This window comes from Cypionkella sp. (genome assembly GCF_028290025.1).
GTDB lineage: Bacteria > Pseudomonadota > Alphaproteobacteria > Rhodobacterales > Rhodobacteraceae > Cypionkella.
Map to the genome: position 1 here is coordinate 25,782 of NZ_JAQGKQ010000055.1, position 14,834 is coordinate 40,615.

Here is a 14,834-nt window from a genome sequence, read left to right on the forward strand (position 1 = left end):
AGCCGATCGCTTCAGTTGCTTAACGATTTCCTGCCAGTTTTGGTGCAATAACATCCTTGGGAGAGACTATGACTTTGTTGAAATTCACCGCCGCCTGCGGCTTTGCTTTGTTGTCTACCGCGGCCTATGCCGATGATCTGGTGCCTTATTCCGAAGCTGGCGGCTGGGATGTGCAAGTTGACACCACTTTGGGCAATGGTTGCCTGTTGTCGTCCGATTTCGAGGACGGCAGCCATGTTCGCATCGGTTTTGACCGCACTGCAGGCAATGGCTATGTTGCAGCCTTCAACACCGCTTGGGGTGAGATAGAGGATGGCACCGACTATCCGATCAGCTTTATGCTGGATGATGAAAAATACGATGGCACTGGCAAGGGCATGCACCTCGACGAGGTTCCGGGCGTGCTGGTCAGCTTTGACAGCCCCGACTTTCTGACCGACCTTTCCGCGAAAGAAGTCATGGTGCTGCAAAGCCAAGGCACCGAAGTCATGTCTATCGACCTTTCTGGCAGCGACGAAGCAGTGACAGAGACGGTTGCTTGTCAGGAAGAGCAAGAGAAGGGCTGAACCTGATCACGCAGATTGATCTCGCAGCGCGACTAAGCCGCGTAGCTTTCAACGACCACGCTGGGGGTTTCACACCCCCAGACCCCCGCGGGATATTTGAGCACAGAACCGAACTTTGAGCAGTGCGCCTGTAGACGGCGGGGTGCACCAACAATGTCTGTCTCGCCAAGACTGCAATCCCCATCCCGTAAGATTTGACTAAAATTTGCTTTCGCATTGGCAAAAATATCCCACGGGGGTCCGGGGGTGTGAAACCCCCGGCGACGGTCCCAAAACCGACCATTCCCGTTCTGCCCGCCCCGCGCTATCTTCGAACCAAACCAGCCGAGGCACGCATGACAACTCTTCTCATCAACTCCCCCGAATCCGAAAACCACCTGACACCCCCCGGCCACCCCGAGCAGGTCGCGCGCTACGCCGCCGTTCAAGCGGGGCTAAGCCACCTCGATTTGCTTCGCCGCGATGCGCCGCTTGGCCTCGATGAGGATATCCTGCGCGCGCATCCCGCCCGATATCTCGCCAAACTCCGCGCGGCATCCCCTGCAACCGGATGGGCGCAACTCGACGGCGACACCTTCCTCTCTGTCGGCTCGCTCAATGCCGCTTTGTATGCCGTTGGTGGAGCCTGCGCCGCAGTCGATGCCGTGCTTTCAAGCAAGGCTAAGAACGCTTTCCTCGCCGCCCGTCCTCCCGGCCACCACGCCGAATCTGAAACCGCGATGGGCTTTTGTCTGCTTGGAACAGTCTCTATTGCGGCACTTAGAGCCTTAAATCACCATAATCTCGCGCGTGTCGCCATTGTCGATTTTGACGTGCATCACGGCAACGGCACGCAAGATCTGTTCTGGAATGAATCCCGCGCCCTGTTCTGCTCCAGCCACCAGATGCCACTGTATCCCGGCACCGGCAACCCGACCGAGACCGGCGCGCATGGCCAAATCCTCAACGTGCCGTTGTCCGAGGCTACAGGTTCCGGCCCGATGCGTGAGGCATACGAAAGCCTGATCTTCCCCCGCATTGCAGCGTTGAAGCCCGATCTGATCCTGATCTCGGCAGGTTTTGATGCGCATGAAGCCGACCCCCTCGCGGGACTTGAGTGGCAAACCGACGATTACGCTTGGCTCACCCAACGCATCTGCGATTTGGCCGACGCTCATTGCGCGGGCCGGGTGGTATCCTGCCTTGAGGGCGGTTATGATCTGCCCGCGTTGACCGCCTCGGTCGCCGCACATGTGGGTGTTTTGCAGGAGCGCGGGAAATGACCGACAAAGCCGTGACAGATATGTCGTTCGAGGAAGCCATGGCCGCCCTCGAATCCGTCGTGACCCAGCTGGAGCGCGGCGAAGTGGCGCTGGAACAAAGCATCGCGCTTTACGAACGTGGCGCGCAGTTGAAAGCCCATTGCGCCGCCAAACTGAAATCTGCCGAGGAAAAGGTCGAACTGATCCGCGCCGCCGAAGGCCGTGCCGTGGGCACCACCCCGGTGGAGGGAATGTGAGCTTTTCGACCCTTCTCGCCGCCGATGCTGGCCTGATCCAAGCCCGCCTTGATGCCGCTTTTGCGCAACTTCCCGACCAAGCGGTGATCCACGCCATGGCCTATGCCAGTGCGGGGGGCAAACGCTTGCGTGGCTTCCTCACCTTGCAATCCGCCCAGATGCTCGGGGTTTCGCCTGCCAGCTCAATCTCTGCCGCAGCCTCAATTGAGGCCCTGCACGCCTACAGCCTCGTCCATGATGACCTGCCCGCGATGGACAATGACAGCCTACGCCGTGGCCTGCCCACTGTGCACATCAAATGGGATGAAGCCACCGCCATCCTCGCCGGAGACGCTCTGCAAACGCTTGCGTTTGAACTCCTCACCGACCCCAGCCTTGGCACCGCCGACACCCGCCTGAAGCTCATAGCGGGCCTCGCCAAAGCCTCCGGCGCGCAGGGCATGGTGCTCGGTCAAGCCCTGGATATCGCCGCCGAAACCGCCACCGATCCGCTAACCCTCAGCCAGATCACCCATCTTCAAGCCGGGAAAACTGGTGCGCTGTTCCGCTTTGCCGCCGAAGCCGGGGCCATCCTCGCCGAGCAAAATCCGCGTCCCTTGCGCGCCTATGCAACCGCCCTCGGCCTCGCCTTTCAGATCGCTGACGACATTCTTGACGTCACCGGAGACGCCGATAAAGCCGGAAAACGTCTGCAAAAAGACGCCGCCGCCGGCAAAGCTACCTTCGTTTCGCTGCTGGGGCTTGATGCCGCACGCATCCGCGCCAAATCCCTGATAGATGAGGCGTGCGACCACCTCGCCCCATACGGCGCATCCGCCCAAAACCTGATAGACTGCGCCCGGTTCACCATCGCGCGGGAAAGCTGAGGCTCTTATGTCAAACCGCCCCCTCACCCCGCTGTTGGACCGGGTGCATCTGCCCGCCGATATGAAGTTCCTGTCGGATCGCGAGCTGAAGCAACTCGCTGACGAACTTCGTGCTGAAACCATTTCAGCGGTGTCCGAAACCGGCGGTCATCTCGGTGCGGGCCTCGGCGTGGTTGAGCTGACGGTCGCCCTGCACGCCATCTTTCACGCCCCGCGCGACAAGATCATCTGGGACGTTGGCCACCAATGCTACCCGCATAAAATCCTCACGGGACGTCGCGACCGCATTCGCACGCTGCGTACCGAGAACGGCCTGTCGGGCTACACCAAACGCAGCGAATCCCCCTATGATCCATTCGGCGCGGCGCATTCCTCCACCTCAATCTCCGCCGCTCTCGGTTTCGCCATGGCGGCAGAGCTGGGCGGCGATCCCGGCGATGCCATCGCGGTGATCGGCGATGGCTCGATGTCGGCAGGCATGGCGTTTGAGGCGATGAACAACGCAGGCCACCTCAAAAAACGCCTGTTCGTCATCCTGAATGACAACGAAATGTCCATCGCCCCCCCGGTCGGCGCTTTTTCGGCCTACCTCAGCCGGATGTATGCAGGTGAGCCGTTCCATGACCTGAAATCCGCCGCCAAAGGCATGGTTTCCTTGCTGCCAGAGCCGTTCCAAGAGGGTGCGCGCCGCGCCAAGGAAATGCTGAAAGGCATGGCCGTCGGCGGCACTTTGTTTGAGGAACTCGGCTTCTCTTATGTTGGCCCCATCGACGGCCACGACCTTGACCAACTGCTGCCGGTGCTCAGAACCGCCCAAGCCCGCGCCACTGGCCCGATGCTGATCCACGTTCTGACCAAAAAGGGCAAGGGCTACGCCCCGGCCGAGGCTGCCCGTGACAAAGGCCACGCCACCGGCAAGTTCGACGTGCTGACAGGCGTGCAGCAAAAAGCTGCCTCCAATGCCCCCAGCTACACCAAGACCTTCGCGCAAGCGTTGATCCGTGAAGCCGAATCCGATGACAAAATCGTCGCCATCACCGCCGCGATGCCGGACGGCACTGGCCTTGATCTGTTCGCCGCGCGCTTCCCGAAACGCACTTTTGACGTCGGCATCGCCGAGCAGCACGCCGTCACCTTCTCAGCCGGCCTCGCCGCTGGTGGCATGAAACCGTTCTGCACGATCTACTCCACCTTCCTGCAACGCGGCTACGATCAAGTCGTCCATGATGTCGCCATCCAACGACTGCCCGTCCGCTTCGCCATCGACCGCGCCGGATTGGTCGGCGCAGACGGCGCGACCCATGCCGGCTCGTTTGACATTGCGTTTCTCTCTAACCTGCCCGGTTTCGTCGTCATGGCCGCCGCAGACGAGGCCGAACTCGTCCACATGGTCGCCACCGCGGCCGCCCATAACTCTGGCCCCATCGCCTTCCGCTACCCGCGGGGTGAAGGCACCGGGGTCGAAATGCCCGCCCGCGGCATCCCGCTTGAAATTGGCAAAGGCCGGTTAATCCAACAAGGCAACCGCGTTGCACTGCTGTCTTTCGGCACCCGCCTAAGCGAGGTGCAAAAGGCCGCCGAGTCCCTTACGGCCAAAGGTTTGACCCCCACCATTGCCGACGCCCGCTTCGCCAAACCACTCGACCGCGACCTGATCCTCAATCTCGCCCGCAATCACGAAGCCCTGATCACAATAGAAGAAGGTGCCATCGGCGGCTTCGGCAGCCATGTCGCCCAACTGCTCGCCAATGAGGGGGTTTTTGACCACGGGCTCAAGTTCCGCAGCATGGTTCTGCCGGACACTTTTATCGACCACGCCTCCCCCGAGGCAATGTATCGCAGCGCCAGCATGGACGCCGCGCACATTGAAGCGAAAGTGTTAGAGACTTTGGGCGTGGCCGTTGTAGGCAAGCGAGCGTGACCGATATCTCTTGTCACAAAAGCGCGTTTTAGTATTATTTTGGACGCCGCGAACTGTGGATGCGCGGCAAGTCCGCGTTGCCGTGGGGTTCACGGCTGCGTGAGTTCACGCGCTTTTCGCTACTCAGATGGCCCCTCCGACCTAACGTTTATAGGGCCCGCATTTGAGCGGGTGCTGGAGGAGGACAATATGATGAAACTTTCTTACACCTGCGCTGTGCTTGCGTTGATCGCAGTGCCGGCTTTCGCGCAAACCACGAGCACTGACACCACAACTTCGGGAACAACGAATTCCGACACCTCGACGTCGGGAACCACGAACTCAGACACCTCGGGAAGCACCACGTCAGGCGGCACGACTTCAGGTGGCACGACGTCAGGCGGCACGACTTCAGGTGGCACCACGTCCGGAGGTACCACATCCGGAGGTACGACGTCGGGGGACGCAACTTCAGGGACTGCGGCCACGGGAACCATGGACGGCACGACAATGACCTGTGCTGATCTGATGGCGATGGATGCGCAAGGTATGTCGAGCGCCGGGATTGCAATGAAGCAGGCGATGTCAACCGATGCTACGGTCACGTCGATGACCGATGAAGCCGCTACGACGGCCGCGCAAGATGCCTGCAAAGCGCATCCAGACGGCACGGTGATGGACGCGATGAAAGCAGGGAAGATGTGAATGGCTTTGGCGCGGGCAAGCTCTCGCGCCATCACCTTAGTTGGGGCAAAGATTAACTGCAAGTTAATCGACCACCCCTAAGCCCTTGATATGCTTAGGCCGAGACCCCTGTCCACGTGTGGACACACTCCAACAAGAAACGCGCGCAGGTCCAGACCCGCGCGCGTTTTTTAATGCTAGCCTCGGTTAAACCAGATCAAACCGATCCGCATTCATCAGTTTGACCCAAGCTTTGGCAAAGTCGCGCACGAAGGCCGCTTGAGCGTCGCTCTGACCGTAAACCTCAGCCAAAGCCCGCAGTTGCGAGTTCGATCCGAACACCAGATCATTCCGCGTCGCGGTCCACTTCAACGCACCCGTCGCACGATCCCGGCCCTCAAACTCCGTCTCAGCTGGAGTGGTGGCTTTCCAAACGGTGCCCATATCCAGCAGGTTGACGAAGAAATCGTTGCTCAGAACCCCGGGCCGTGCGGTGAAAACGCCAGCTTGAGAATGCCCGGTATTGGCATCCAAAGCCCGCATACCGCCTACCAGAACCGTCATCTCGGGTGCGGTCAGGGTAAGCAGTTGCGCCCGATCCAGCAGCAGTTCTTCCGCCGAAACCGAATACTGCACCTTCATATAGTTGCGGAACCCGTCCGCCACAGGCTCCAACACTGCGAAGCTTTCCACATCGGTTTGCTCCTGCAAAGCATCCGTCCGACCCGGTGCAAACGGCACCGCAATCGGATGCCCAGCCGCAACCGCCGCATTCTCAACCGCCGCCGTACCGCCGAGCACGACCAGATCGGCCAGCGAAACGGTTTTGCCTGAAGTCGCGTTGAACGCAGCCTGCACGCCTTCCAGCACCGCCAGCACCTTGGCCAAAACGTCCGGCTGGTTCGCCGCCCAATCCTTCTGCGGAGCCAAGCGAATACGCGCACCATTGGCACCGCCACGCTTGTCCGAACCTCGAAAGGTTGAGGCCGAAGCCCAAGCCACCGCAACCAGTTCCGACACCGTCAGCGCCGAGCCCAAGATCTGCGCCTTCAACGCCGCCACATCCGCCGCATCAATCGGCGCCGCCGTTGGCGTGGGGATCGGATCTTGCCAGATCAGATCGTCCGCAGGCACTTCTGGCCCAAGATACAGCACTTTCGGCCCCATATCGCGGTGGGTCAGCTTGAACCAAGCCCGTGCAAACGCATCCGCAAACGCCGCCTGATCAGCGTGAAACTTGCGCGAAATCGGCCCGTAGATCGGATCAAACCGCATCGCAAGGTCAGCCGTCGTCATCATCGGGCGATGGGTGATCGACGGATCATGCGCGTCGGGAATCATATCCTGCGGCTCTACATCCCGGGCGAGGAAAATCTGCGCGCCTGCGGGGCTTTTGGTCAGCTCCCACTCATATTTGAACAGCATGTTGAAATAACCGTTATCCCACGTCGTCGGGTTCGGCTTCCACGCGCCCTCGATCCCCGAGCTGGTGGTGTGAATGCCCGAACCCGAGCCAAAACCATTCTGCCAGCCCAAGCCCTGCAGCGCCATCGGTGCGCCTTCTGGGTCAGCGCCGACCAAAGCCGGATCGCCCGCGCCATGCGCCTTGCCAAAAGTATGCCCGCCCGCAACCAAAGCCACGGTTTCTTCGTCATCCATCGCCATCCGCGCAAACGTGTCACGAATGTCGCGGCCAGACGCCACCGGATCGGCCACGCCATCCGGGCCTTCCGGGTTGACGTAGATCAGGCCCATCTGCACAGCGGCGAGTGGGTTCTCCAGATCGCGCTCGCCCGAATAGCGGCTGTTTTTGTTGGCTGGATCGTTCGAGGCGATCAGCCAAGTGTCTTCCGAGCCCCAGTAAATATCCTCTGGCGGCTCCCACACGTCAACGCGTCCACCACCGAAACCGAAGGTCTTGAAGCCCATCGATTCCAGCGCGACGTTACCCGTCAACACAATCAAATCGGCCCAGGAAATTGCGTTGCCGTATTTTTGTTTGATCGGCCACAGCAGACGACGGGCCTTATCCAAGCTGACGTTATCCGGCCAAGAGTTCAGTGGCGCAAATCGTTGGGTGCCCGAACCCGCACCGCCGCGACCATCACCGGTGCGATAGGTGCCAGCGCTGTGCCACGCCATGCGAATAAAGAACGGTCCGTAATGACCCCAATCGGCAGGCCACCACGGTTGGCTATCGGTCATCAGCGCGTGAAGGTCTTGCTTCACCGCGGGCAGATCGAGTTCGTTGAACGCTTTCTTATAGTCAAACTCTGCCAGCATCGGGCTCGAGCTCGGCGCATTCTGATGCAAAATCCGTAGGTTAAGCTGGTTCGGCCACCAATCGCGGTTAGAGCGTGCTTTATGAGTGGTGTGCTTGCCACCGCCATGCATCACCGGGCATTTGCCGCCACTGGCATTGTCATTTCCGTCCATAACTTTCCCCTATGCTGCTGGAGACCGCTCAAATGAACGGTCTCTTGCGTTTGCTGCGACAGCTATAGCAACAGAGTGGCATTAGTTTAAGTTGAATAAACTGATTATTGCGATAAGATTATCTGATGAATGTCACTCTGAAGCAGTTTCGCTACTTTGAATCTTTGGCGCAGCATGGTCATTTCGGCCGGGCGGCAGAGAACTGTGCGATCTCACAACCCGCTTTGTCGATGCAAATCAAAGAACTGGAAGCGGCCCTTGGCACCGAGCTGTTTGAACGCGGCGCGCGGCAGGTGCGGCTGACCAGCTTTGGCGAGGCGTTTGCGCTGCGGGTCCGCGACATTTTGCGCTCGGTGGATGAACTCGCCGACATCGCGCGGGCGGCGCAGACGCAACTGGTCGGGCGCTTGCGGATCGGGGTGATTCCCACCATCGCACCGTATTTGTTGCCAACAATCATCGGCAATCTGATGCGGCTCAACGCCGATCTTGACCTGCAACTGCGCGAAACCATCACGCCAAAGCTGCTCACCGAACTGGCCGAGGGTCGCTTGGATACCGCTATCGTGGCGCTACCAATTTCAGAGCCTTCACTGACCGAGGTGCCACTGTTCTCGGAAGGTTTCGTGTTGATCCGCCCTGCCGAGGATGAAGGCAAACCGGTGCCCAGTCGTGAGAGACTGCGCGAAATGCGGCTGCTGTTGCTAGAGGAAGGCCATTGTTTTCGCGATCAGGCGCTGTCGTTCTGCAACACCTCTGCCGCTCCGCCGCGAGAGCTTTTGGACGGCAGCTCGCTATCAACGCTGGTGCAAATGGTCAGCGCAGGCATCGGCGTGACGTTGATACCCGAGATGGCGATTGCCGTTGAAACCCGCGCGACGGCCGTTTCTGTGGCGCGCTTTGGTGACCCTAAGCCGCAACGCTCGGTCGGGATGGTGTGGCGGAAAACCAGCCCGCTTGCCAAGCAACTGTTGCAAGTCGCAGAATTGGTGCGACACTCGGCCCTGACCCTGCGCGCCCAGCATGCGATGCTGTGAGGTGCTTATTTTTTAGGCGGCTTTAACGGAAATACTGATCACTTCGCGTCAAACCGCCCTGAGACGCACAAAAACGATAGAGGAACGCTGCTGGCTGTGAAAAAAAGCAGTCAGCCCTGAAAGAAGATATCATGTCCATTCTCGCCAGCATCCACCACCTGACGCACTATAAATACGACCGCCCGGTTACGCTTGGTCCGCAGGTGATCCGCCTGCGCCCTGCGCCGCACAGTCGCACGCGGGTGGTTTCGCATTCGTTAAAGGTGACGCCTGCGAACCATTTTGTGAACTATCAGCAGGATTTGTATGGCAACTGGCTGGCGCGCTATGTGTTCGATGGCCCGGTAACAGAGCTGAGGATAGAGGTCGATCTGACCGCCGACATGGCCGTCTATAACCCCTTTGACTTTTTCGTTGAGGCCAGTGCCGAGACCTGGCCGTTCGAATATCCCGATGAGATTGCCGAAGATCTGGTGATCTATCGCAACTGCGATGCCCCCGGCCCGTTGCTGCAAGCGTTCCTAAATCGTGTGCCGCGCGACCCTCTGCGCACCATCGACTTCATCGTGCGGCTGAACGCCCAGCTTGCCCAAGAAATCGGCTATGTCATCCGCATGGAGCCGGGGGTGCAGACGCCGGAAGAAACCCTCGGTCTGGCGCTGGGCTCTTGCCGCGACACCTCTTGGTTGCTTGTGCAAGCCCTGCGCCATCTGGGCTTTGCGTCACGATTTGTGTCCGGCTACCTGATCCAGTTGAAGCCCGATCTGACGGCCGTCGATGGCCCGCAAGGCACCGACAAAGATTTCACCGACCTGCACGCTTGGTGCGAGGTTTACCTCCCGGGCGCAGGCTGGATTGGCCTTGATCCCACCTCTGGCCTGCTGACGGGGGAAAGCCATATCCCGCTGTCGGCCACCCCGCATTATTCCAACGCCGCCCCGATCTCCGGCATGGCGAGCTACGCCGAGGTCGCGTTTGACTTTGACATGAGCGTCACCCGCACCGCCGAGCATCCCCGCATCACCATGCCGTTTTCCGAAGCCGCGTGGGACGATCTGAATGCGCTCGGCCACAAGGTCGATGCCGCTTTGGCCGAGGGCGATGTGCGCCTGACGATGGGCGGCGAGCCTACTTTCGTCTCAATCGACGACTTTGAGGCAGGCGAGTGGAACACCGATGCCGTCGGCCCCACCAAACGGGTCTTTGCCGATGCGCTGATCCGCCGCCTGCAAGCCAAGTTCGCGCCGGGGGGGTTCCTGCATTACGGTCAAGGCAAATGGTATCCCGGCGAGACCCTGCCGCGCTGGACGTTCAGCCTATACTGGCGACGCGATGGCAAGCCGATCTGGCACAACCCCGACCTGATCGCACCTGAGATCAGCCATGCCAAGGCGACGCCGGAACAGGCCAGCACTCTGTTGCAAAACATCGCGGAAACCCTTGGTTTGCCTGCGGAAAATGTGACCCCCGCTTATGAAGACCCTGCCGAATGGATCGTCAAGGAAGGCAATCTGCCGGAAAATGTCACCCCGGAAAACTCGCAGCTTAAAGACCCCGAGGAGCGCAACCGCATCGCCCGGGTGTTCTCGCGTGGCCTGACGGAACCCTCAGGTTTTGTGCTTCCAATACAGCGCTGGCAATCTCGCGCAGCACAGACTTGGATATCCGAGAAATGGGCGCTGCGGCGTGGCCATTTGTTCCTTGTGCCGGGCGATAGCCCTGTCGGCTACCGCTTGCCACTAGGCTCACTGCCCCATGTTAAAGCCGCTGACTATCCGCATATTTACCCATCCGACCCGTTCGACAATCGCGGCCCGTTGCCCGATTTCACGCCCGAACCCGCAGCAGAACCCGCGCAACCCATCGCCAGCTTTACCGCATCCGAGGCCACACAAGACCGCCGCGAACAGGTGATTTCCGATCTCGCCGGCTCCGTTCGCACCGCCATCTCGGTAGAACCCCGCGATGGTCGCCTGTGTGTTTTCATGCCCCCGGTCGAGAAAGTCGAAGATTACCTCGAACTCGTCGCCGCCGCTGAAACCGCTGCGAAAAACCTTGGCATGCCGGTGCATATCGAAGGCTACGGCCCGCCAAATGACCCACGCCTGAACGTGATCCGCGTCGCTCCAGATCCGGGTGTGATAGAGGTCAACATTCACCCCTCGCACAACTGGGCTGAAACCGTCCTCACCACGGAAATCGTCTACGAGGAAGCCCGCCAACTTCGCCTTGGCGCTGATAAGTTTATGATCGACGGCAAGCATACCGGAACCGGAGGCGGCAACCATGTCGTTGTCGGCGGCGTCACCCCAAGTGACAGCCCGTTTCTGCGCCGCCCCGATCTGCTCGCCAGCCTGATCCTGCACTGGCAGCGCCATCCGTCGCTGTCCTATATGTTCTCCGGCCTGTTCATCGGCCCAACCAGCCAAGCCCCCCGCATTGATGAGGCGCGGATGGACGCGCTTTATGAGCTTGAAATCGCCCTCGCCCAAGTCCCATTGCCGGGGCAGGGTGCTGCGCCGCCGCCGTGGCTGACCGACCGACTTTTCCGCAACCTGTTGGTCGATGTCACAGGCAACACCCACCGCGCCGAGATTTGCATCGACAAGCTTTACTCCCCCGACGGCCCGACAGGCCGCTTAGGTCTGGTGGAGTTCCGTGGCTTTGAGATGCCGCCAAACCCCCGTATGAGCCTTGCGCAACAACTGCTGATCCGCGCCCTGATTGCCCGGATGTGGGCGAACCCGATCAAAGGCAACCTGACCCGCTGGGGCACCAACCTGTCGGATCGCTTCATGCTGCCGCATTTCGTCTGGGCCGATTTCCTCGATGTGCTGGCCGACTTGCGCCAACACGGCTTTGATTTCGACCCTGACTGGTTCAAGGCGCAAGCCGAGTTCCGCTTCCCGTTCTGCGGCGAGGCGACCTTTGAAGGCGTCACTCTGGAAATCCGCCAAGCACTGGAGCCTTGGCATGTGCTGGGCGAAACTGGCGCGATTGGTGGCACCGTGCGCTATACCGACAGCTCGGTTGAACGCCTGCAAGCCAAGCTGACCTGCGCCGATCCGGGCCGTTATACCGTCACCTGTAATCAGCGCCAAATGCCGATGCAGACGGTCGGGGCAGGCGTTGCCGTCGCTGCCGTTCGCTTCAAAGCGTGGCAGCCCCCCCTCGCTTTGCATCCGGTCCTCCCCGTCAACGCGCCGCTCACCTTCGACGTTTACGACACTTGGACGGGTCGCGCTTTGGGTGGCTGCACCTATCACGTCACGCATCCCGGTGGTCGGCATTATGATACGTTCCCGGTGAACAGTAACGAAGCCGAAGCGCGCAGGCTTGCTCGTTTCGAGCCGCACGGTCATACTGGCGGCTTGTATGAACCAGTTACCGAAACCCCGCACCCCGAGTTCCCGATGACCCTTGATATGCGCCGCGCTCCCCGGCACTGATGGCACGCAAGGCTAAAGCAAAGCCGGTCGATACCCAGCTTTTCGCCCGGTATCGCCCGCTTCCCGGCGTGCCGGATGAACTGGTGGACGCGCAAGGCGCGATGCGTCCGGTGTGGGCTGGCCTGATCGCGCATATGTCTGGCCTGACCGCAACCGAAGTGCAGGATGCCTTCGCGCGCGGCGAACAGCATTTGGCAGATACCGGTGTGTTCTTTCGCAAATACGGCGAAAAGTCGGGCGTCGGGCGTGATTGGCCATTCTCGGCGGTGCCGATCATCCTGCCAGAGGCCGATTGGCACGGAATTGAGGCGGGGCTGATCCAGCGCGCCGATCTGATGGAACTGATTGCGGCCGATCTATACGGTGAAAACCGTCTGGTGGCGGAAGGTCATCTGCCCGCCAGCCTGATCGCGCAAAACCCAGAATGGCTGCGACCTATGGTTGGGGTGAAGCCGCGCTCGGGGCATTTCCTGCATTTCATGGCATTTGAGATTGGTCGCGGACCGGATGGCAGCTGGTGGGTGTTGGCGGATCGCACCGATGCGCCCTCAGGCGCTGGCTTTGCGCTGGAAAACCGCGTCGCCGCCAGCCGGGTGTTTCCTGACTTATACCGCACCACCAACGTGCATCGCCTCGCGGGGTTCTTCCGATCCTTCCGCGATGCGCTGGAAAAGCTGCGCAGCGATCCGTCGTCTCGGGTCGGCATCCTGACCCCCGGCCCGCTGACCGACACCTACTACGAGCAAGCTTACATCGCCCGCTATCTGGGTATGGCGCTGCTGGAAGGCGAAGACCTCACCGTTGAAAACGGCCACCTGTTTGTCCGCACGGTGGAGGGGCTTGCTCCGGTTGACGTGCTGTGGCGGCGGATGGATGGGCTCTGGGCCGACCCGTTAGAGTTGCGCGAAGACAGTCAGCTTGGCACTCCGGGCCTGATGTCTGCGGTACGGCAAGGTCATGTTACCATGGTCAACGCGCTCGGCGTCGGTGTGCTGGAAACGCAGGCTTTGATGGCGTTCCTGCCGAAAATCGCGCAGGTTCTGACCGGAAAACGCCTGCAAATCCCCAATGTTGCAACGTGGTGGTGTGGTCAGGCAAAAGAGCTCGCGCATGTGCGCGCCAATGCAGATCGTATGTTGATCGGGCCTGCCATGGCGACCCGCATCGCTTTTGAATCGACGGCTCCTCATGCCGTTGGCGGTCAGATGCGCGACGCCGAGGATGACGCCGATCTGCACGATTGGTTGACTGACAATGCGGGCGGGCTGGTCGGCAAAGAACTGGTGACGCTGTCCACCACGCCGTTCTATGAAAACGGTGCGCTGGTGCCGCGCCCAATGTCGCTGCGGGTGTTTTTGGCGCGCACCCCGACAGGCTGGCAAGTGATGCCCGGTGGTTTCGCCCGTATTGGCGCAGGCACCGACACCACGGCGATGTCAATGCGCAACGGCGGTTCGGTCGCCGATGTCTGGGTGGTCAGCGATAGCCCGGTTGAGCCTGTCACGCTGCGCGCCCCGCCAACTGCTCCGTTCGTGCGCGCCCAGCCCGGCCCATTGCCCAGCCGTGCCGCTGACAATTTGTTCTGGTTGGGCCGCTACGTTGAACGCACCGAGGGCCTGCTGCGGCTGGTCCGCGCCTACAATATCAGGGTGAATGAGGCTGGCAACGCGCCGCTGCTTGCCACCATCCGCGCCCGCCTGAAATCCTATTCCGTTGACGCGACCGAGGCTTTTCCGGCAGGCGTCCTCAGCACCCTCAGCTCCGCCGTCTACAGCGCCAGCCAAATCCGCGACCGTTTCAGCGTTGATGGCTGGTCCGCCCTGCAAGACATGGAGAAATCCATGACCCGCATCGCCAAGACCGCCGAAGCAGGTGGCGACGCGGCGCAGGTGATGAGCGTGATGTTGCGCAAAATCGCGGGCTTCTCCGGCTTGGTGCATGAAAACATGTATCGCGCAACGGGTTGGCAGTTTCTGTCGATGGGTCGTTCGCTGGAACGCGCCGCGATGATGGCAAACCTTCTGGCTGCGGTGGCTGGACTAACCTCGCCAACCGGCGGCCTCGATATGGCGATTGAAGTGGGCGACAGCATCATGGTCCACCGTCAGCGCTACGCAGTGTTCACCAGCCGAGAAAGCGTTATCGACCTGCTGGGCCTCGACGAATCCAATCCGCGCTCTGTCCGGTTCCATCTCGACGTGATCGCCAAATGCGCGACCGAACTGTCCAGCACCGGCCCGCATGGTCAGATGACCGAGTTTGAACGTAAGGTGCGGATGCTGCAAACTTCAGTCATTGTCCACACGGTTGAGACGTTTGACACCGACGCGCTGTTGAAAGCACGCGACCAGATCTATGATCTCTCAACGGCGCTTGGCGCGGCGTTTATGCATTAAGG

At 60.5% G+C, this 14,834-nt stretch carries 10 protein-coding genes; 9 read left to right on the top strand and 1 reads right to left on the bottom strand.

Annotation, left to right across the window (positions count from 1 at the left end; translation table 11 throughout):
- Positions 1-68 precede the first annotated feature (68 nt).
- The 6 genes from JWS10_RS09410 to JWS10_RS09435 all read left to right on the top strand — a co-directional run bounded on the left by JWS10_RS09410 (position 69) and on the right by JWS10_RS09435 (position 5,535).
- Positions 69-566, top strand: a complete 498-nt coding sequence (locus JWS10_RS09410; RefSeq protein WP_299473581.1) for a hypothetical protein — start codon at positions 69-71, stop codon at positions 564-566.
- 335 nt (positions 567-901) lie between these two features.
- Positions 902-1,828 (top strand): histone deacetylase family protein, encoded by a 927-nt coding sequence (locus JWS10_RS09415; protein WP_299506683.1) that lies wholly within the window; start codon positions 902-904, stop codon positions 1,826-1,828.
- Positions 1,825-2,064 carry an exodeoxyribonuclease VII small subunit gene (locus JWS10_RS09420; protein WP_299473577.1) on the top strand — a complete coding sequence of 80 codons (240 nt, stop codon included), beginning with the start codon at positions 1,825-1,827 and terminating at the stop codon, positions 2,062-2,064. Before JWS10_RS09415 ends, JWS10_RS09420 begins: the two co-directional genes overlap by 4 nt.
- Complete coding sequence (locus JWS10_RS09425; RefSeq protein ID WP_299506685.1) at positions 2,061-2,930, top strand: polyprenyl synthetase family protein; 870 nt, start codon at positions 2,061-2,063, stop codon at positions 2,928-2,930. The genes JWS10_RS09420 and JWS10_RS09425 overlap by 4 nt, the downstream gene beginning before the upstream one ends.
- A 7-nt stretch (positions 2,931-2,937) precedes the next feature.
- Complete coding sequence (gene dxs / locus JWS10_RS09430; RefSeq protein ID WP_299506687.1) at positions 2,938-4,851, top strand: 1-deoxy-D-xylulose-5-phosphate synthase; 1,914 nt, start codon at positions 2,938-2,940, stop codon at positions 4,849-4,851.
- A 189-nt stretch (positions 4,852-5,040) separates the two neighbouring features.
- Positions 5,041-5,535: an HdeA/HdeB family chaperone gene (locus JWS10_RS09435; RefSeq protein WP_299506690.1), complete on the top strand. Its 495-nt coding sequence runs from the start codon at positions 5,041-5,043 to the stop codon at positions 5,533-5,535.
- Positions 5,536-5,721: 186 nt separating this feature from the next.
- Here JWS10_RS09435 and katG read toward each other — a convergent pair whose 3' ends face one another.
- Positions 5,722-7,950 (bottom strand): catalase/peroxidase HPI, encoded by a 2,229-nt coding sequence (gene katG, locus JWS10_RS09440; protein ID WP_299506692.1) that lies wholly within the window; start codon positions 7,948-7,950, stop codon positions 5,722-5,724.
- A 122-nt stretch (positions 7,951-8,072) separates the two neighbouring features.
- Here katG and JWS10_RS09445 point away from each other — a divergent pair, with 122 nt between their 5' ends.
- The 3 genes from JWS10_RS09445 (at position 8,073) to JWS10_RS09455 (ending at position 14,832) form a co-directional block, all read left to right on the top strand.
- Entirely contained in the window at positions 8,073-8,987 is a 915-nt protein-coding gene (locus JWS10_RS09445; RefSeq protein ID WP_299506741.1) for a hydrogen peroxide-inducible genes activator, read from the top strand.
- Between the two features lie 131 nt (positions 8,988-9,118).
- Positions 9,119-12,436 (top strand): DUF2126 domain-containing protein, encoded by a 3,318-nt coding sequence (locus tag JWS10_RS09450; RefSeq protein ID WP_299506694.1) that lies wholly within the window; start codon positions 9,119-9,121, stop codon positions 12,434-12,436.
- Positions 12,436-14,832, top strand: a complete 2,397-nt coding sequence (locus JWS10_RS09455) for a circularly permuted type 2 ATP-grasp protein (protein ID WP_299506695.1) — start codon at positions 12,436-12,438, stop codon at positions 14,830-14,832. Before JWS10_RS09450 ends, JWS10_RS09455 begins: the two co-directional genes overlap by 1 nt.
- The last annotated feature ends 2 nt before the right edge of the window (positions 14,833-14,834 follow it).